This window comes from Wenyingzhuangia sp. IMCC45467 (genome assembly GCF_054111205.1).
The window spans coordinates 1794416-1813354 of sequence record NZ_CM134196.1 but is presented as its reverse complement, the minus strand read 5'-3'; the positions used below and the strand labels follow the sequence as shown (position 1 = coordinate 1813354).

Genomic DNA, 18939 nt, shown 5'->3' with positions numbered 1-18939 from the left:
TTATTCGTTTAATAGTAAATCAATATCTTCTTTTAGTAATTCTACTTCTTTAATTTCTGTTCCTTGGTAGAAAATTTTAGGGTTTCCAAATTTGTCAACTCTAGATCTTAAGTATCCATTTTTATCTACCAAAGCAAAAAATCCTTGATGTTCAAAACCACCTTCAACTTCGGGGTTTAAGCCAGCAAAAATATTTAAACCTTTGTTGGCCATTTCGTAAATAGTATCTCTATCACCTGTTAAAAAATGCCAGTTTAAACTTGTTACTCCATAGTTTTCAGCATATTGTTTTAATACCATTGGAGTGTCAAAACTTGGATTGATGGTAAAAGAAGCAATTCCAAAGTCTTCTCTATCGCCAAATTCTTCTTCAATAGTTAGCATGTTCCTGTTCATAATAGGACAAATACTAGGACAGCTGGTAAAAAAGAATTCAACCACAAAAACTTTGTTCTTATAATCTATATTAGAAATTGTTTGGTTGTTTTGATTTGTAAAAGTAAAATCAGGCATTTTTCTAGCCTCGTTACTAATTACCAAATAGCTTAATCCACTTGCATCGGGTAAGTTAACTTCTTGTTGGTATATGTTTGTGCTTTTAGGGTTTTTATGATGGTTCCAGTTGCGAAACACATAAAAACCAAATAATACTACTACAGTTGCAATACCTATGTATGAATATTTATTTTTCATCTTTTCCTAATCTTTCTTTTCTAGAAGTGGTTGATACTTCTTGTTCATAAAAAACATTTTCAGTGTCGGTTAGTAATTTGTTTTTTAAATCGTTTACTGATGATAAATCATAAGCAAAAACTTCTTCACCAATTTTGTCATCATCTGTTCTACCTCTTTGATTGTTGTTTTTGTCTATAATAAAGGCTTGGTTTGATGCTAGGTTTTTATCTAAATCAGAAATGGTTTTTAAGGATTGATAAAGAGTAGCGGTTTCCAAAGAATCTAAACAGATAAACTTCCATTTAAAAAATTTATCCCCTGAAGTTTTTGCTAATTTTTCTTGAATAATTTTAATATCAGAATTGTCTTTACTTGTGTACAAAGAAATCATTTGAAATCTTTTGTACTTGGCTAACTTTTTAAAAACTACTTCGTTAATGTTAAATATTTGAGTTTCTTTTAAAAGAGGTTTATTTCCTAAAAAGGTAATTACATTAATATTGTCTTTAAAAGAGGTGGTATCTTTTTTAAATGTTGCCACATCAACAATATTGGTGTTAAAAGTTTCGCAAGGTTTAAAGTTAACATCTCCTAGTGATAAGAAAATAAAGAACCCTAGAGGACCTATAAATAGTAAAATTAAAATGATTTTTTTCTTCATAATCATTGAGATTTAAATACCAAAAAAGGCGGAATAAATCCACCTTTTTTATATAAACATAATTCCAAAGAATTAGTATTTCCAGTTAATGTAAGGTGTTAATGTATCGTGTAAATAACCACCTTCAATTAATAATAATGTTACCAAGTAAGGAATTAAAATAATTAATGGTAATATAATTGAATTAACAAAGTTTTTACGTTCATGATTCATGTGCATAAAATACCACATAATTCCTGCTGCTTTTACCAATGTTAAAATGATAAAAATCCAGTTTAATAAAGAAGTTCCTAAAAAGGTAGTAAAATGTAAACCATGAGGTTTCCAAATACCTAAAGCTACTTCAACAATAGTTACTAATGATAAGAATCCGAATACTTGCCAGATTAACTTAGTGTTTGATTCGTGTTGTGCCATAATTTATAATATGAATGCTATTGCTTTAAAAAATTATACTAAATAGAAGAATGTAAATACAAATACCCACACTAAATCTACAAAGTGCCAGTACAATCCAACTTTTTCTACCATTTCATAATGTCCTCTTTTTTCGTAGGTACCTAATAATACATTAACAAAAATAATGATGTTTAAGATGATACCTGATGTTACGTGGAAACCGTGGAAACCAGTAATAAAGAAAAAGAAATCTGCAAATTGGCTAGAACCATATTCGTTAACCTCTAAGTTAGCTCCTTCTACAACTCTAGCAGATTTTTCTAAATATTTTAAAGCTTCTGCTTTGTTAAGGATTACTATTTTCTGTTTGGTTTCAGGGTTTATTTTCTCTAAACGAATTCCAATTTCTGGATTGTGTTTAAAAGATTCAATAATTCCTTCTGTAGTAAACTCTGATGTTGTAGCACCTTTTTCATTCCAAAGACCATTCCAACGAGTGTGTTCTACAACAGTATTGTTCTTTTCTGCAAAATCTGCTAATGCAATTTGTTTACCCTCGTGGTTTACAAATTGTACAATTTTACCATCTTTTAATTGAACAGCTCCGTATTCTCCACTAATAAAGTTTTTCCATTCCCAAGCTTGAGAACCAACGAAAACAATACCACCAATAATGGTTAAGAACATGTAAAGAATTACTTTGTTACGTTTCATTTGATGTCCTGCATCTACAGCCAATACCATAGTTACAGATGAAAAGATTAAGATAAAGGTCATTAATGCAACATAGTACATTGGGTAAGTTCCATGAATTCCTGGAAAGTGAGTAAATACTTCATCTGCAATTGGCCATACGTCTATAAATTTAAAACGAGTAAGTCCATAAGCGGCTAAGAAACCTGCAAAAGTTAAAGCATCTGATAGAATGAAGAACCACATCATCATTTTACCATAACTTGCTCCTAATGGTCTAGTTGCTCCACCTTCCCATACATTTGTGTTCTGATCAGCAGTTGTTGCTTTCATAAGTAGTGTTATAATTGATTGTTTTTGTTCGGTTTTTGTTCGAATGGCAAATTTATAAATTTACATTAAGTATTAAAATAAAAGAATAAAAATAGTGCTATCCATAGTAAATCTAAAAAGTGCCAAAAAATAGCACCTAATTCTAACCCTAAGGTGTTTCCATTATTATACTTTCCTAATAGTTGTTTTGTGTTCATTACAATTAATACAATCAATGCAACAAAAACATGTGCAAGGTGTAAAAACACAATAACCATTAACATTGATGATGATATCAAACTTTTAGGTCCAGTAAAAAATAAACCAGCATCTTTAAGTTGACTAAAACCATTTATTTGAGATAATACAAATCCGATTGCTAAAATTAAGGTTATTCCTAGTAATACAGAAGCAATAACGTTTTTTTGTTTTTTAGCAGCAATTAATGCAGCATGAACGGTTAAACTACTAAATAAAATAAAAACCGTACTAATTACTAATGCAGATGGAAGTTCAAAACTAACCCAATCTTCACGATTACTACTAATTACGTAAGCACTAACCAAACCAGCAAACATCATTGTCATACTAACCATTGAGATCCATAACATTGGTTTTGCTGATTTTTTTCTACCGATACTTAATTCTTCTTCTAAAGTCATTGTCTTTTCCTTATTTAGTGGAGAAATTTGTCTATTATATATATAATTTGAATTGCTGTTATGTAAAAGACACTAGCCAACATTAGTTTTTTAGCTGTTTTTTTAGATAAATCTTTATATAGTTGAATTCCGTAATAAAAGATTACGGCTCCGCTTAAAAAAATAATGATAGCTGTTATAGGATAAATATAAAACTGTCCTGTACGTTTAAAAACAGGAATAATGGATACAAAAATTAAAATAAGAGTGTATAATAAAATTTGTTTAACTGTCTTTCTATCTCTTTTACCTGTTGGTAATAAATTGTAACCTGCTTTTAAATATTCATCATGACCCAACCAGCCAATGGCCCAAAAGTGAGGAAATTGCCAAAAGAATTGAATCATAAAAAAGATTCCGGCCTCAATACCAAATCTATCTGTAGCAGCAACCCATCCTAACATAAAAGGAATAGCACCAGGAAATGCACCTACAAAAACAGCAAGAGGTGTTACTCCTTTTAGTGGAGTGTAAGCACAAGTGTATAAAAATATTGAAACAGCTCCTAAAAGAGCACTTTTCTCGTTAATAGTATAAAGAATGTACAGTCCCAAAATAGTAAATATAACAGCAATAATCATTGCTGTAGTTGTATTGTATCTACCAGTAGGCAAAGGCCTGTCCATGGTTCTTTGCATTAGTTTGTCTGCATCTTTTTCAATAATCTGATTAAATGCATTAGAGGCTCCTACCATTAAATAACCTCCAATAGCTAGCAAAGATACAGTGGTGTAATTAATGCTGTTTGCAGCAAGTAAATAACCAGCTATTGCCGAAAAAACGACACTTAATGAAAGTCCAAATTTGGTAAGTTGTTTAAAGTCACTCAAAAAAGTGCTTTTATTAATTACCACGGTTTTGTCTGTATTTGGCATTTGATTTTTGTACTTCAGAAATTTGTGCAAAGATAGAGATATTATTTTCTTAGGAATTGAACTTGTAGATTTTATTATACTTAAGTTTTGGTAGTTATTTATACGGATGAAAAAAAAATAAAAAAAAAGCAATATTATTTTTTTGTGAACAGAAATATCTCTTATATTTGCACTCGCATTTACAGAAATGCATTCGTTCAAAGAAACATTTTATAATATACCAAATATTTAGTGTAAACTAAATGCTCAAGTGGTGGAATTGGTAGACACGCTGGACTTAAAATCCAGTGGGCAGAAATGCCCGTATGGGTTCAAGTCCCATCTTGAGTACAAAGTTTTAAAAAATAAGTTTACACACGCTCAAGTGGTGGAATTGGTAGACACGCTGGACTTAAAATCCAGTGGGCAGAAATGCCCGTATGGGTTCAAGTCCCATCTTGAGTACAAAGCCTCGTCAATTAATTTTGATGAGGCTTTTTTTATCTCCTTTTAGAAGATTCTCTAATGATTAGTTTTGCGTTTAATATAGTTTTGGTAAGTACAGGCTTCCAATTTTTATCATTTACCCTTTTTAAAAACTGTTTGGCTACTAAGCTTCCGATTTCTTTGTTGTGTTGAGATATGGTTGTAATGGTAGGTCTTATTAAAGAGGTGAAAGGTTCATTGCTGAATCCAACAAGTGCAATGTCTTCAGGTACTCTAATATTGTTTTCTTGTAATACTTGTAAAGCACCCAAAGCAGCGTAATCTCCAGCAGCATAAATGGCATCGGGTTTGTTTGGGAGTTTTAATAACTCTTTAGTTTTGTTTCGGCCATCCTCTAGTGTTAAATTACTTTCTTTAATAAGGTTGTTGTCTAGTGGAAGATGATATTTTTCTATAGCATCAATATAACCTCTAATTCTGTTTTTATAGATTCTAGTTTTGCTTAACCCAGCTAAATGAGCTATTCTTTTACATCCTTGATTGACTAGGTGCTCTATGACCAAATGACTACTTTCGTAATCATCAATCCCTACATAATCTACTCCAATATCATTTTCTCCTCTATCGTATAGTATTAATGGAATTCCTTTAGACTTAATTTTTTCATAATGACTAAAATCAACAGTTTCATTGGCTAATGAAGCAATAATACCATCTACTTGTATTTGTAATAAAGTTTGAATATTTCTACACTCTTTGTCGTAAGATTCGTTAGATTGAGTAATGATTACATTGTATCCTTCTTTGTTCAATTCATATTCAATACTCTCAACAACAGTTGTAAAAAAATAACTATTTGTTTTGGGTACAATAATTCCAACTAAGTTACTTTTTCCACTTCTTAATGCAGAAGCTAGTTGGTTGGGTTGATATTCTAGTTCTAGTGCTACTTTTTTAACAGCAGCTTTGGTTTTATCGCTTATTCTAGGGTTGTTGTTTAAGGCTCTAGAGACTGCTGAAGGTGTAATCTTTAGAACATTAGCAATATCTTTTATAGTAGTTTTTCTTTTGTTTTTCAAAATATTACTTATATTTGGTCAATCGTTTGAACAAATGTAAATATAAAATGAATTTAATTCAATATTTACAAGTTTTATTTTTAAATTTCTAACTTTATGTCAATTAGTGTTTTTAGGGTTGGTAATTTTTTTAGAAAACATGTTCAATCGTTTGAACTAAATCCTAATTTAATCAAGAAATGAAATATATTGTTTGCAAAGAGCCTGGTGTTTTTGAACTAAAAGAAAAGGAAAAACCTGTGCGTAAAGAAAACGAAGCCTTGTTAAAAGTTAATAAGGTTGGTATTTGTGGTACAGATTTACATGCATATTCTGGAAATCAAGCATTTTTTACGTATCCTAGAATTTTAGGTCACGAATTGGCTTCAGAAATTGTAGAAATAGGAGAGAATAGTAGAGGGTTAAAAGCAGGAGACAAAGTGGTGGTAATGCCATATGTAAGTTGTGGCAAATGTGTAGCTTGTTGTAATGGAAAAACCAATTGTTGTACAAATATTAGTGTGTTAGGAGTTCATTCTGACGGTGGAATGCAGGAATATATTACGGTACGTAAAGATTTGTTATTATCTGCAAATCACTTAAGTTATGATCAAATGGCAATTGTAGAGCCTTTGGCTATTGGAGCACATGCCATTCGTAGAGCCAATGTTCAAAAAGGAGAAACAGTTGTGGTTGTAGGTTGTGGGCCTATTGGAATTGGAATGGTAAAGTTGGCTCAAATAGCAGGGGCAAAAGTAATTGTGTTAGATGTAAATGATGACAGGTTAAAATATACCAAGGAAGAGATAGGGGCTGATTTTGTAATTAATGTAAATAACAATCCGGTAGAGAAAATTGCTGAGATTACCAATGGAGATATGGCAACTGCTGTTTTTGATGCTACAGGTTTTAAAGGAGCACTAGAAGTTGGGCCAGATTATATGTCTCACGGAGGTCGTTATGTTTTAGTAGGGTTGTCTAAAGGTGATCTAAATTTTAATCACCCAAAAATTCATGCAAAAGAAACAACTATTATGTGTAGTAGAAATGCTACTACCGAAGATTTTGAGCATGTAATTAATGTGTTAAATCAGTTTCCAACAGAATCTTTTATAACACACAACGTTCCGTTTACAGAAATGATTGCTCATTTTGATAGTTGGACAAAACCAGCTACGGGAGTTATAAAAGCAACCGTAGATTTTTAAATAATAAAGAAATAACTTAGTTAACAAGAATTAATTAACAAAAATGAAGGTAGAAGAACATAAGGTAATCACGTTTGGGGAGATTTTAGGTAGATTATCTCCACCAAATAATTTAAGATTTAGTCAAGCAACCAATCTGGAAGTTGTCTATGGAGGGGGAGAGTTTAATGTAGCAGGATCTTTAGCTAACTACGGAGTTAGAACTCAGTTTGTAACAGCTATTCCAGACAACGCTATAGGAGATTGTGTTATTCAAAGTATCAGAAGTAGAAATGTTGGGGCTAAGCACATTCTTAGACAAGGACAAAGATTAGGTTTATACTTTTTAGAGAATGGAGCTTCGGGTCGTAACAGTAGTGTGGTTTATGATAGAGCAAATTCATCTATTTCAGAAGTGAAATTAGGGCAGTTTGATTGGGATGCTATTTTTAAAGATGCTACTATTTTTCATTGGAGTGGTATTACACCAGCTTTATCTCAAACAGCTGCGGAGGTATGTTTAGAGGCTATTGAAGCTGCTGTTGAAAGAGGATTGACAATTTCTACAGATTTAAACTATAGAAGTAAACTATGGAAGTACGGTAAGCAACCTAAAGAGGTAATGCCTGCATTGTTAAAACATAGTAATATTGTTTTGGCAGATGTAGATACTGCGATGTTTATGTTAGGTAAGGAAAAAATCAATCCAGATTATAGCAATGATAATGATATCAAACATCAATTTGATAAAATTATGGAAATGTTACCTAAAGTGCATACTATAGGAATGACTTTTAGGAACTCTGTAAACGCATCACATCAAAGAATAGGTGGTTTGTTATATAAAAATAAAGAACTTTATAGAGCTCGTATTAAAGAAATAACACCTGTAGTAGATAGAGTTGGAACTGGAGATGCTTTTATGGGAGGATTGCTTTATGGTTTAATAGGTTATCAAGATGATTTACAAAAAGCAGTGTCATTTGCAACTGCAGCTTGTGTTATTAAACATACCATTTTTGGTGATGTAAACAGAGCCTCTAAACAAGAAGTAATTGATTTTATGGAAAGTGATGGTTCTGCTTTGGTAGATAGGTAACGGTTAATTTTAACTATTAATTAGTTTTGATGAAATCGCACAAATCATAAATAGTTAAACAAGTAAAGCATAGCAAACAAATAAATAATTAAACGAATAAACAATAAAAATAAATGGCACAATATTCAAGAATAGAAGTAGCTCAAGTAATGAAAGAAACAGGAATGGTTCCTTTGTTTTATCACCCAGATATTGAATTAGGTAAAAAAGTATTAAAAGCGTGTTACGATGGTGGAGCACGTTTATTAGAATTTACAGCAAGAGGAGATTTTGCTCACGAGGTTTTTGCAGCATTAACCAAATATGCAGTGGCAGAATTACCAGGAATGATTATGGGAGTAGGTTCTATTACAGATGCAGCAGCAGCATCATTATATATGTCTTTAGGAGCAAATTTTATTGTAACTCCTGTATTTAGAGAAGATATTGCCATTGCATGTAACAGACGTAAAGTAGCATGGAACCCAGGGTGTGGAACTTTAACAGAAATTGCTAGAGCAGAAGAGTTAGGGTGCGAAATTGTAAAATTATTTCCAGGGAATTTATACGGGCCAAATTTTGTTAAAGGAATTGTAGGACCACAACCATGGACTTCTATTATGCCAACAGGTGGAGTAACTACAGAAGAAGAAAACTTAAAAGGATGGTTTGATGCAGGTGTGGTTTGTGTAGGAATGGGATCTCAATTAATCAGTAAAAAAGTATTGGCTGATAGAGATTTTGATGGATTAAAAAAGACGGTTGCCAAAGCATTGGAAACCATCAAAAAAGTAAGAGGATAAGCAAATAAAGATTAATAAATAAACAATTATGTCAGTTCAATACGCTCAAATAGACCCAAGAGACAATATTATTGTGGCAATTCAAGCTTTAACAAAAGATACTTTTGTAGAGGTTGCAGGTAAAAGTTTAATGTTAAAAGAAGATATTAAACAAAAACACAAATTTGCATTGAATGATTTTGCTGTAGGTGATGAAATATTCATGTACGGAGTATTAATTGGTAAAGCCGTTCAGCCTATTTTGGCTGGATGTGCTATTACTATTGATAATGTAAAGCATGCATCAGCAGAGTTTAAGGATACACAAGAAAAATTTACTTGGACAGCACCAGATGTGTCTAAGTTTAAAAACAGAACCTTTAATGGTTACCATAGAAAAGATGGTAAAGTAGGAACAGGAAATTACTGGTTGGTCATTCCTTTAACTTTTTGCGAAAACAGAAATGTTGATGTTTTAGAAGGTGCGCTATCTGAAAAATTAGGGTACGAAACTAAAAAAGATTTTGCAGTAGATACTGATGCTTTAATTCAGCAATATAAATCGGGAGCTAGTGCAGATGATATTTTAAAAACACCAATTATTACTACCAAAGAAGAAATGTCTAAAAACAGAGTATTCCCAAATGTAGATGGAATTAAGTTTTTAAAGCACGATGGTGGATGTGGAGGTATTCGTCAGGATTCTGAAACATTGTGTAAATTGTTGGCAGGTTATATTACCAATCCTAATGTTGCAGGAGCTACTGTTTTTAGTTTAGGATGTCAAAATGCACAAATAGAAATGTTACAAAAAGCAATTAAAGATATTGCTCCTAATTGTGAAAAAACAGTTCATTATTTAGAACAACAACAAAGTGAAAGTGAACGAGCTTTAATTGAAGAAGCAGTAAAACATACTTTTATAGGTTTAACAGAAGCAAATAAAACTACTCGTAAACCAGCTCCTTTAAGCAAATTGGTTTTAGGATTAGAGTGTGGAGGTTCTGATGGATTCTCTGGTATTTCAGCAAATCCAGGTTTAGGATATGCTTCAGATTTACTAGTGGCTTTAGGTGGTTCACCTGTATTGTCTGAATTCCCTGAGTTAAACGGAGTAGAACAAGAAATTATTAACCGATGCGTTAACGATAACGATGCGAAAAAGTTCTATAATTTAATGAGAGCTTATTCAGCAGCAGCCGTTGCCGTAGGTTCTGGATTTGAAAACAACCCTTCACCAGGAAACATTAAAGATGGTTTAATTACCGATGCGATGAAATCTGCTGGAGCAGCTAAAAAAGGAGGAACTTCTCCAGTAGTTGAAGTGTTAGATTATACAGAGCAAGTAACCAAACCAGGATTAAATTTGCTGTGTACACCAGGGAACGATGTTGAATCTACAACAGGTTTGGTAGGATCTGGGTGTAACGTAGTCGTGTTTACTACAGGCTTAGGAACACCAACAGGAAATCCTGTAGCACCAGTATTAAAAATGTCTAGTAATACAAACTTATACGAACGTATGAATGATATTATCGACATCAATGCAGGTACAGTAATTACTGGTGAGGATACTATTGAAACCATGGGAGAAAAAATCTTAGACCATATTATTAAAGTAGCAAGTGGAGAAGTTGCTTCAAAAGCGGTGTTACATGGTAATAATGATTTTATTCCTTGGAAAAGAGGAGTTTCTTTGTAATATAGTATCAACTACAAAGTATTTAGTATTTTGTAAAAACAATAAATAATTAAAATTAAATAATGAGTGGTACTTTGTACTCAATACTCGTTACTCAATACTTAATAAAAATGAATTCATTAAATAGAAAAACAGCAGACGTTAAAACGTACTCAGAAAGAATTATTCAATTTGGAGAAGGTAACTTTTTAAGAGCCTTTGTAAACTGGATGTTTCATGAAATGAACCAAAAAGCAGACTTTAATGGTGGTGTGGTTGCGGTTCAGCCAATTGACCAAGGATTGATTAAAATGTTAAATGACCAAGATGGTTTGTACACTTTGTACTTAAATGGTATTAAAAACGGACAGGCAATCAGTGAACATCAAATAGTAGATTGTATCCAAAGAGGAATCGATCCTTATGAAAATTATGCTGATTATTTAGCCGTTGCAGAGAATCCTGAATTGCGTTTTGTGATTTCTAACACTACAGAAGCAGGTATTTCTTACAATGCTAATGATAAATTAGACGATGCACCACAATCTAGCTACCCAGGAAAATTAACAGCTTTATTATATAAAAGATTCCAAGCGTTTGATGGAGCATCAGACAAAGGACTAATTGTAATTCCTTGTGAGTTGATTGATAAAAATGGAGATAACTTAAAGAGAATTATTTTACAATACGCTGCAGATTGGAACTTAGGAGATGCTTTTGTTGATTGGATTAACAACGATAACATTTTCTGTAACTCTTTAGTAGATAGAATTGTGCCAGGATATCCAAGAGATAAAATGGATGCCATTACTAAAGAATTAGGATACAAAGATAATTTAGTAGTAGAGGGAGAGCAATTCCACTTATGGGTAATTGAAGGACCAGCTTCAGTAAAAGAAGAAATTCCTGCAGAAGCATGTGGATTAAACATTGTGTTTACAGACAACATGGAGCCTTACAGAACTCGTAAAGTAAGAATTTTAAACGGTGCTCACACTACTTTAGTACCTGTTGGTTACTTATACGGAATTGACAAAGTTCGTGAGTCTTTAGAAGATGAAGTAGTGGGAACTTATTTAAAGAACACTATTTTTAACGAAATCTGTCCTACCTTAGATTTGCCAGAGGCTGAATTAAATCAGTTTGCAAATGATGTATTAGATCGTTTTAGAAATCCTTATTTAGAGCACGCTTTAATGAGTATTTCATTAAACTCAACTTCTAAGTTTAAAACAAGAGTTTTACCATCGGTATTAGAGTACATCAAAAGAAAGAATGAGTTACCAAAAGGATTATTATTTTCTTTAGCATCTTTAATTGCCTTTTATAAAGGAGATAGAGATGGTGAAAAAATTGCTTTAAATGATGACCAATCTGCTTTAGACTTTTTCGCTACTCAATGGGCAACAGGAGATATTGTAGAAATTGTAAAAGCAACTTTATCTAATACAGATTTCTGGGGAACAGACTTATCATCTATAGATGGTTTACAAACAACAGTAACAACTTATTTACAGGCAATTGTAGATAATGGAATGAAAGCTAGCTTACAGGCTTTTATTAAGTAATAGTTACTCAATAATTTTATAAAAGGCTCTTAAATTAATTTAAGAGCTTTTTATTGTGGATATTAAAAAGATAAATTTTTAACTTAGTTTTTATTGATGTTATATATTTTAGATATTAATTTTTCAATAAATGTATAATCTTCATCATTTCTTCCAAAAAAAGTATCATGTTGAAATGAGATATATAGTTATTTTTAAAAATTGAGAATAAGGCAAATTTATGAGCCTTCTGTTTTACTTATACTAAAATAAAAAATGAAAAATTTAGTAATTGACTCACATCAGCATTTTTGGAAATATAATGCTGAAAAACATAGTTGGATTGATGATGAAATGGCTGTCATTAGAAAAGATTTTTTACCAGAAGATTTAAAAGTTGTTTATCAGCAAAACAATATTGATGGATGTATAGCTGTTCAAGCAGATCAAACATTAGAGGAAACCAATTTTTTAATTGATTTAGCATCTCAGCATAACTTTATTAAGGGAGTTGTAGGTTGGGTAGATTTTAGAGCCGATGATATTGATGACGTTTTAAAAAATTACAGTCAATACAAGGTGGTTAAAGGATTTCGTCATATAGTGCAAGGAGAACCAGATCCTAATTTTTTACTAAGACCTGACTTTGTTAAAGGGATTTCTAAATTAGAAAATTATGGATTCACTTATGATATTTTGGTATTTCCACATCAATTAGGAGCTGTATTAGAGTTTGTAAAGCAATTTCCAAATATCAAATTTGTTATAGATCATATTGCAAAACCTTATATAAAAGATGGTTTTTATCACGGTTGGGCTGTGCTCATAAAAGAAATAGCAAAATGTCCTAACGTATATTGTAAACTATCAGGAATGATTACCGAGGCAGATTATAAATCTTGGACTTATGAGCAATTAGAGCCATATATGCAATTAGTGTTACAGGATTTTGGAACGGACAGAGTTATGTTTGGGTCAGATTGGCCAGTGTGTTTGGTGGCAGGAAATTATACCCAAGTAAAAAATACAGTTCAAGAATTTATAAAAACATTAACAAAGCAAGAACAAGCAGCTATTATGGGAAATAATGCTGTTGAATTTTATCAATTATAATATGGATTTAAAACTTAAGAACAAAGTAGTTGTAGTTACAGGATCGGCAGGAGTTAAAGGAAGCATTGGAGAAACCATTGTACAAGCGTTGGCAAATGAAGGAGCCATTCCTGTATTGGTAGACAGAAATGATAGAGGAGCTGCTTACGCTAAGGAGTTGAATGAAAGAGGCATAGCGGCTACTTTTATAAAAACAGATTTGTCAGATTATACACAAATAGAAAAAGCAGCTAAAATTATTGAAGAAAAATATGGCAGAGTAGATGCTTTAATTAACAATGTAGGAGTAAACGATGGGGCTGGTTTAGATGCTTCTATAGATGATTTTATGTATTCTTTAAAATTAAACATGGTCAGTTTTTTTGCCATGACAAAGTATTGCTTGCCAATGCTTAAAAAAGCCAAGGGAAATATTTTAAACATAGGTTCTAAAGTAGCTTTAACAGGGCAAGGAGGAACTTCTGGTTATGCAGCTGCAAAAGGAGGTGTGTTTGGGTTAACACGTGAATGGGCTGTTGATTTAATTAAGTTTGGAATTCGTTCTAATGCCATTGTAATTGCAGAAAGTTGGACTCCTGCATATGACACATGGATAAAGACTTTGGAGAATGGAGAAGAAAAATTAAAATCTATTACCAGTAAAATTCCTTTAGAAAATAGGATGACAACACCACAAGAAATAGCAGATCAGTGTTTATTTACTATTTCTGAAAAATCATCTCACACTACAGGTCAGTTTATTACGGTTGATGGTGGTTATGTACATTTAGATAGATCATTGTTAACAGAGTAAAATAAATTAAAAGATTAATTAAATAATTATGGAGAAAATAAAAATACCAGTAGTAGCTAAATCGGTTTTAGTACCTTTTATTTTAATAACCTCTCTTTTTGCTTTATGGGGGTTTGCAAATGATATAACCAATCCTATGGTAAGAGCCTTTCAAAAGGTGTTAGAGTTGTCTAATGTAGAAGCATCTTACGTACAGTTTGCATTTTATGGAGGATATGGTTGTATGGCTATTCCTGCTGCATTATTTGTAAATAGATATTCTTATAAAAAAGGAGTATTGGTTGGTTTGGCATTGTATGCTATTGGAGCTTTATTGTTTTTTCCTGCAGCTCAATATGAGAGTTACACTTTCTTTTTGTTATCGTACTATATTTTAACTTTTGGATTGGCTTTTTTAGAAACAACTTCAAATCCATACATCTTATCTATGGGAGCTGAAGAAACAGCTACAAGACGTTTAAACTTTGCACAAATGTTTAATCCAGTAGGTTCTATTGGGGGGTTGTTGGTAGCCCAAAACTTTGTTTTAAATGCATTAAAATCGGATGATACCAATGCTGATGGAACTTCTATTTTTGATACTCTTTCAGATTCTGCAAAATCTGTAATTAGAACATCAGATTTAGAGGTTATTAGAAATCCATATGTAATACTAGGAATTGTAGTCTTGTTTTTTCTTGTTATGATTAGCGTTTTAAAAATGCCACAAAATAAAGATCAAGAGGTAAAAGTTAATTTTATAGATTCTGTAAAAAGATTGTGGAAACAACCAAAATTTGCATTTGGGGTAATTGCACAAGTTTTTTATATAGGAGCTCAAATTATGTGTTGGACTTATGTATATCAATATGCAGAAACCTTAGGAATTGATAGTGAAAATGCAGTTTGGTTTGGTTTGGCAGGTTATGTGGTTTTTTTAATAGGAAGAACTGTAGGAACCGCTTTAATGAAGAATATTGATTCAGGTAAGTTATTAATGTATTTTGCTTTTGGTGCAATTATCACCACTATTGGAACCATTATTTTACCAGGAATGTTAGGTATTTATAGTTTGGTAGCTACATCTGCATTTATGTCTATTATGTTTCCAACTATTTATGGTATTGCTTTAGAAGGACAAGGTCAAGATGCGAAGTTTGGAGCAGCATTTTTAGTAATGGCAATTGTTGGAGGAGCATTATTAACTCCTTTACAAGGTCGTCTTTTAGATTTAGGAGGAGCAGGATACGAAGATGTGAGTTATTTAGGATTTACAGAGATGAGACTTTCATTTATAATTACTCTAATATGCTTTATAATTATTGCTTTTTATGGAAGATTAGTTTATTCAAAATACAATAAAATTTAAAATATGAATAGATATTGTTATACCTGTGATTTAAAAGAAGATGAAAAGTTAATTGCTGAGTATAAAGAACATCATAAAAATGTTTGGCCAGAAATTATAGCGAGTATCAAAGAAGCTGGAATTGTAGATATGCAAATTTATTTATCAGGAAACAGAATGTTTATGATGATGGAATGTGATGAAACTTTTGATCCTGTAAAAAGAGCCGAAAAAGATGCCAATAATCCTAAAGTCCAAGAATGGGAAAAGTTAATGTGGAAATATCAACAAGGACTGCCTTGGGCAAAACCAGGAGAAAAATGGATAGCTTTAGAAAAAATATTTCAATTGTAAATCTGTTATCCCACAAGAACTCGAATCAAACCTGTGATAAACATATCACAGGTTTTTTGTTTTTAGATAATTGATTTACAGTAAGTAAAAATTCTTGATTTGTTATGGCAAATTGCTAATTCTTATGTTGTATCTTTGCAGTCCAAATTTTTTGGAACTTTAAAATCAGTACGTTATGGTAAAAATAGGTGATATAGAATTATGCGACTTTCCTTTATTATTAGCTCCTATGGAAGATGTTAGTGATCCTCCGTTTAGAGCTTTGTGTAAAGAGCAAGGTGCAGATTTGGTGTATACTGAGTTTATATCATCAGAAGGATTAATTCGTGATGCAGCTAAGAGTGTTAAAAAACTTGACATTTACGAAAAAGAACGTCCAGTTGGAATTCAAATTTTTGGTGCCAATCTGGAGTCAATGCTACGTACTGTAGAAATTGTTGAGCAATCTAAACCAGATATTATTGATATCAACTTTGGTTGTCCTGTAAAAAAAGTAGTTAGTAAAGGTGCTGGAGCAGGTATTTTAAAGGATATTGATTTAATGGTTTCTTTAACCAAAGAAATGGTTAAACATACCCATTTACCAGTTACGGTAAAAACTCGTTTAGGATGGGATGAGAATTCTATTATGATAGAAGAAGTTGCAGAGCGTTTACAAGATGTTGGTTGTGCTGCTATTTCTATTCATGGAAGAACTCGTGCTCAAATGTATAAAGGAGATGCAGATTGGACTAGAATTGCGGCGGTAAAAAACAATCAACGTATGCACATTCCTGTTTTTGGAAATGGAGATGTTACTTCTCCTGAACGTGCTATTGAAATGAGAGACGATTACGGTTTAGATGGTTGTATGATTGGTCGTGCTGCTATTGGAAACCCTTGGTTTTTTAAAGAAGTTAAACACTTTATGGCTACAGGAGAGCATTTACCAATAGCTTCTATAGAAGATAGAGTTGAGGTTGCTCGTAGACATTTAGAAATGGAAATTGCTTGGAAAGAAAATGAAGTTCAAGCAGTTATGGAAACTCGTAGGCACTATGCAAATTACTTTAAAGGTATTAGAGATTTTAAAGAATATAGAATTCGTTTGGTGACCGAAGATTCAGCACAAGGAGTGTACGATGTTATGAACGAAATTGTTGATAGGTTTGGAAATGTTGCACAAGAAAAGTTGATGCAGAAGTAATGCTTAGTATCAAGTATTGAGTACAAAGTACAGAGCAATAGTTTGTAATTGGATGTTCTAATTATACCTCTCTAAAACAGTGTGTTTGTTAAAAAAAAATATCATCTCGACTCCGTTCGATGACCTTTTTTGGTGTTCGAGCGAAGCTGAGAACAAATTTACTTTTAAAGATTAATGATGTGCTGATTCTTAGATATAGTTGCTAAGAATAAAACATCATCTCGACTCCGTTCGATGAACTTTTTGGTGTTTCAGAGAAGTCGAGAACAATTTTATTTTTACATATTATAATGTGCTAATTCTTAGATATAGTTGCTAAGAATAAAATATCATATCCCCGCTGCTATATAACCAAATTAATATTTGAATCTTTTGAGTATAATTTTTTAAGGCTGATTGTTAGTTTATCACTTTTAAACTTGATATTTCGCTTTTTTAGATAATTTTATTCGGATTTGTGGTGTATTTTAACGCAACCAATTAAAAAAATGTGTATCTATAAGAAAAGATACTATGAGAAAAAGATTAACTTTTTTATTAATCGGGTTTCTGATTTCAAGCTGTTCGGATGATAATAACGGAAATTTAACTAACTGTGATTATGAAACATTAATAAGTGCCAAACAATATCAAACCGCTCCTTCTGTCCAATTAAAAATAAATAGTTTAGAAATAAATGGAGATTGTTTAAAAATTAATTTTAGTTCTGGAGGTTGTAGCGGAAATACTTGGGAATTAAAACTTATCGATTCTGAAGATGTTTTGGAATCTGATCCACCACAAAGAAATTTAAGATTGTCATTAAAGAATGAGGAATTATGCGAAGCATATATCACTAAAGAATTGACGTTTGATATTTCAAACTTGCAAGTAGATGGAAACAAAGTGCAACTGAACATCACAAATATAGAAGATAGCATTCTGTATGAATATTAAAAAGACACTACAACACTGGCTAAAAGTAATTGCTTGTTTTCAACTACTTTTAAAATCCTCGCTGATTTTGAGTTTGGTGTGTACTCGCAAAGTTAAGGAGTCTCCCACACAAATGCACCTAGTCTAAGCGGTTGAAAGCAATTTGAAAATTGAATGAGCTAATGCATGAATTTTTCTATAAAATAATAACTTAAACACATTAAAACTTTATTTACTGGGAGTTATTTATAGGTATACAGATTTTGAATAAAAACTTTTAAAACGTTATTATTGTTTCTAAATTACAAAAGAAAAAGGCACAGATAACTGGGAGTTGTTATGATAGAGCAAATAATAGAAAAAATAGAAATTAAAGGAATTTTTAAAAAACAAATTATTCAGATAATGTCTAGTAAAGTTTTGATTTCTAAAAGGACAATTACAGATTTTATTGAATATGAAATTGATCTAGAAGATTTAGAAACCAAAAAAACTATAAAAACCGAATCTAATAATAACTTAATGGCTTTGGCATTTTTATTTGCTGTATGTGGAGTTATTATACAGGTAGCAGGAGGAACAATGTTGTTTTCTTTTATTATGATGGTGAGTTTGTTAATAGCAGTTATTGGATTGTTTTTTAGAAAAAAAACAATTACTATTCAAAGCTATTCAACCGCTCCAATTGTATTAGTTTTTAAAAAAAATAACGAAAGGAAAATACGTGAATTTGCAGATAAATTAATTCAACATTCTAAAGAGTATTTAATTAAAAAAATATAGCAGAATTGACAAAGACTTGCCTTTCGAAAATCAGTTGAATGGAATTGATTTTTTAAGAACTAAAAACTTAATATCAGATTCGGAATTTGAAATTCTAAAAAATAAATTATTAGGAAAAAATATAAATTCTGGAGCAGTTGGTTTTGAAAAAAAAACTCATAACAACAGCTAAAATTAACGAGAACCGGAGTGTAAATTGGATATTTCACTTAACCTGATAATTTTATTCGGTGTTCGAGCGAAGTCGAGAACAAATTTATTTTTAACGATTAATGATGTACTAATTCTTAGATATAGTTGCTCAGAATAAAATATCATCTCGTCTCCGCTCGATGAACTTTTTGGTGTTTGATTGAAGTCGAGAACGGAACTCAGTACTAACTACTCAATACC

The 18939-nt window shown here is 31.7% G+C and carries 20 protein-coding genes and 2 tRNA genes; 15 read left to right on the top strand and 7 right to left on the bottom strand.

Going from position 1 to position 18939, the window contains the following annotated elements; genetic code table 11:
- From ACXGQT_RS07720 to cyoE, 6 genes are all read right to left on the bottom strand, one after another.
- Positions 1-693 (bottom strand): SCO family protein, encoded by a 693-nt coding sequence (locus ACXGQT_RS07720; protein WP_457828025.1) that lies wholly within the window; start codon positions 691-693, stop codon positions 1-3.
- Entirely contained in the window at positions 683-1336 is a 654-nt protein-coding gene (locus tag ACXGQT_RS07715; protein ID WP_457828024.1) for a hypothetical protein, read from the bottom strand. Before ACXGQT_RS07715 ends, ACXGQT_RS07720 begins: the two co-directional genes overlap by 11 nt.
- Before the next feature lie 72 nt (positions 1337-1408).
- Complete coding sequence (locus ACXGQT_RS07710; RefSeq protein WP_457828023.1) at positions 1409-1753, bottom strand: cytochrome C oxidase subunit IV family protein; 345 nt, start codon at positions 1751-1753, stop codon at positions 1409-1411.
- Between the two features lie 33 nt (positions 1754-1786).
- Entirely contained in the window at positions 1787-2761 is a 975-nt protein-coding gene (locus tag ACXGQT_RS07705; RefSeq protein WP_457828022.1) for a cytochrome c oxidase subunit 3, read from the bottom strand.
- 65 nt (positions 2762-2826) lie between these two features.
- Entirely contained in the window at positions 2827-3402 is a 576-nt protein-coding gene (locus ACXGQT_RS07700) for a cytochrome c oxidase subunit 3 (protein ID WP_457828021.1), read from the bottom strand.
- A gap of 14 nt (positions 3403-3416) precedes the next feature.
- The gene (gene cyoE, locus ACXGQT_RS07695) at positions 3417-4316 is read right to left on the bottom strand and encodes a heme o synthase (RefSeq protein WP_457828020.1); all 900 of its coding nucleotides are present in this window, start codon (positions 4314-4316) and stop codon (positions 3417-3419) included.
- 244 nt (positions 4317-4560) lie between these two features.
- On the opposite strand from cyoE, the gene ACXGQT_RS07690 reads away from it, so the two are divergent.
- Together ACXGQT_RS07690 and ACXGQT_RS07685 are read left to right on the top strand one after the other, a co-directional pair.
- A tRNA-Leu gene (locus tag ACXGQT_RS07690) sits at positions 4561-4646 on the top strand.
- Between the two features lie 28 nt (positions 4647-4674).
- Positions 4675-4760, top strand: a tRNA-Leu gene (locus tag ACXGQT_RS07685).
- Positions 4761-4795: 35 nt separating this feature from the next.
- Here ACXGQT_RS07685 and ACXGQT_RS07680 read toward each other — a convergent pair.
- Positions 4796-5821, bottom strand: coding sequence for a LacI family DNA-binding transcriptional regulator (locus ACXGQT_RS07680; protein ID WP_457828019.1), 1026 nt, complete (start codon positions 5819-5821; stop codon positions 4796-4798).
- A 179-nt stretch (positions 5822-6000) separates the two neighbouring features.
- Here ACXGQT_RS07680 and ACXGQT_RS07675 point away from each other — a divergent pair, with 179 nt between their 5' ends.
- The 13 genes from ACXGQT_RS07675 (at position 6001) to ACXGQT_RS07615 (ending at position 18718) form a co-directional block, all read left to right on the top strand.
- Complete coding sequence (locus ACXGQT_RS07675; protein ID WP_457828018.1) at positions 6001-7008, top strand: zinc-binding alcohol dehydrogenase family protein; 1008 nt, start codon at positions 6001-6003, stop codon at positions 7006-7008.
- 43 nt (positions 7009-7051) lie between these two features.
- Positions 7052-8086, top strand: a complete 1035-nt coding sequence (locus ACXGQT_RS07670) for a PfkB family carbohydrate kinase (protein WP_457828017.1) — start codon at positions 7052-7054, stop codon at positions 8084-8086.
- Between the two features lie 113 nt (positions 8087-8199).
- Positions 8200-8868 carry a bifunctional 4-hydroxy-2-oxoglutarate aldolase/2-dehydro-3-deoxy-phosphogluconate aldolase gene (locus tag ACXGQT_RS07665; RefSeq protein WP_457828016.1) on the top strand — a complete coding sequence of 223 codons (669 nt, stop codon included), beginning with the start codon at positions 8200-8202 and terminating at the stop codon, positions 8866-8868.
- Positions 8869-8896: 28 nt separating this feature from the next.
- Entirely contained in the window at positions 8897-10549 is a 1653-nt protein-coding gene (locus tag ACXGQT_RS07660) for a UxaA family hydrolase (RefSeq protein WP_457828015.1), read from the top strand.
- Positions 10550-10659: 110 nt separating this feature from the next.
- On the top strand, positions 10660-12096 hold the full coding sequence (locus ACXGQT_RS07655) for a tagaturonate reductase (protein WP_457828014.1): 1437 nt from the start codon (positions 10660-10662) through the stop codon (positions 12094-12096).
- A gap of 255 nt (positions 12097-12351) precedes the next feature.
- Complete coding sequence (locus ACXGQT_RS07650) at positions 12352-13188, top strand: amidohydrolase family protein (RefSeq protein WP_457828013.1); 837 nt, start codon at positions 12352-12354, stop codon at positions 13186-13188.
- Between the two features lies 1 nt (position 13189).
- On the top strand, positions 13190-13981 hold the full coding sequence (locus ACXGQT_RS07645; protein ID WP_457828012.1) for an SDR family oxidoreductase: 792 nt from the start codon (positions 13190-13192) through the stop codon (positions 13979-13981).
- A gap of 28 nt (positions 13982-14009) precedes the next feature.
- A complete protein-coding gene (gene fucP / locus ACXGQT_RS07640) occupies positions 14010-15329 on the top strand; it encodes an L-fucose:H+ symporter permease (protein WP_457828011.1) in 1320 nt (439 codons plus the stop codon).
- 3 nt (positions 15330-15332) lie between these two features.
- Positions 15333-15662 carry an L-rhamnose mutarotase gene (locus ACXGQT_RS07635; protein WP_457828010.1) on the top strand — a complete coding sequence of 110 codons (330 nt, stop codon included), beginning with the start codon at positions 15333-15335 and terminating at the stop codon, positions 15660-15662.
- A 175-nt stretch (positions 15663-15837) separates the two neighbouring features.
- Positions 15838-16848, top strand: a complete 1011-nt coding sequence (gene dusB / locus ACXGQT_RS07630; protein WP_457828009.1) for a tRNA dihydrouridine synthase DusB — start codon at positions 15838-15840, stop codon at positions 16846-16848.
- A gap of 513 nt (positions 16849-17361) precedes the next feature.
- Positions 17362-17784 (top strand): hypothetical protein, encoded by a 423-nt coding sequence (locus ACXGQT_RS07625; protein ID WP_457828008.1) that lies wholly within the window; start codon positions 17362-17364, stop codon positions 17782-17784.
- A gap of 318 nt (positions 17785-18102) precedes the next feature.
- A complete protein-coding gene (locus tag ACXGQT_RS07620; RefSeq protein ID WP_457828007.1) occupies positions 18103-18546 on the top strand; it encodes a hypothetical protein in 444 nt (147 codons plus the stop codon).
- 16 nt (positions 18547-18562) lie between these two features.
- A complete protein-coding gene (locus tag ACXGQT_RS07615) occupies positions 18563-18718 on the top strand; it encodes a hypothetical protein (RefSeq protein ID WP_457828006.1) in 156 nt (51 codons plus the stop codon).
- Positions 18719-18939: the final 221 nt, after the last annotated feature.

Coding starts and splice junctions, on each gene's coding strand:
- ACXGQT_RS07720 (WP_457828025.1), bottom strand. CDS start 693: ATGAAAAATAAATATTCATACATAGGTATTGCAACTGTAGTAGTATTA.
- ACXGQT_RS07715 (WP_457828024.1), bottom strand. CDS start 1,336: ATGAAGAAAAAAATCATTTTAATTTTACTATTTATAGGTCCTCTAGGG.
- ACXGQT_RS07710 (WP_457828023.1), bottom strand. CDS start 1,753: ATGGCACAACACGAATCAAACACTAAGTTAATCTGGCAAGTATTCGGA.
- ACXGQT_RS07705 (WP_457828022.1), bottom strand. CDS start 2,761: ATGAAAGCAACAACTGCTGATCAGAACACAAATGTATGGGAAGGTGGA.
- ACXGQT_RS07700 (WP_457828021.1), bottom strand. CDS start 3,402: ATGACTTTAGAAGAAGAATTAAGTATCGGTAGAAAAAAATCAGCAAAA.
- cyoE (WP_457828020.1), bottom strand. CDS start 4,316: ATGCCAAATACAGACAAAACCGTGGTAATTAATAAAAGCACTTTTTTG.
- ACXGQT_RS07675 (WP_457828018.1), top strand. CDS start 6,001: ATGAAATATATTGTTTGCAAAGAGCCTGGTGTTTTTGAACTAAAAGAA.
- ACXGQT_RS07670 (WP_457828017.1), top strand. CDS start 7,052: ATGAAGGTAGAAGAACATAAGGTAATCACGTTTGGGGAGATTTTAGGT.
- ACXGQT_RS07665 (WP_457828016.1), top strand. CDS start 8,200: ATGGCACAATATTCAAGAATAGAAGTAGCTCAAGTAATGAAAGAAACA.
- ACXGQT_RS07660 (WP_457828015.1), top strand. CDS start 8,897: ATGTCAGTTCAATACGCTCAAATAGACCCAAGAGACAATATTATTGTG.
- ACXGQT_RS07655 (WP_457828014.1), top strand. CDS start 10,660: ATGAATTCATTAAATAGAAAAACAGCAGACGTTAAAACGTACTCAGAA.
- ACXGQT_RS07650 (WP_457828013.1), top strand. CDS start 12,352: ATGAAAAATTTAGTAATTGACTCACATCAGCATTTTTGGAAATATAAT.
- ACXGQT_RS07645 (WP_457828012.1), top strand. CDS start 13,190: ATGGATTTAAAACTTAAGAACAAAGTAGTTGTAGTTACAGGATCGGCA.
- fucP (WP_457828011.1), top strand. CDS start 14,010: ATGGAGAAAATAAAAATACCAGTAGTAGCTAAATCGGTTTTAGTACCT.
- ACXGQT_RS07635 (WP_457828010.1), top strand. CDS start 15,333: ATGAATAGATATTGTTATACCTGTGATTTAAAAGAAGATGAAAAGTTA.
- dusB (WP_457828009.1), top strand. CDS start 15,838: ATGGTAAAAATAGGTGATATAGAATTATGCGACTTTCCTTTATTATTA.
- ACXGQT_RS07625 (WP_457828008.1), top strand. CDS start 17,362: ATGAGAAAAAGATTAACTTTTTTATTAATCGGGTTTCTGATTTCAAGC.
- ACXGQT_RS07620 (WP_457828007.1), top strand. CDS start 18,103: ATGATAGAGCAAATAATAGAAAAAATAGAAATTAAAGGAATTTTTAAA.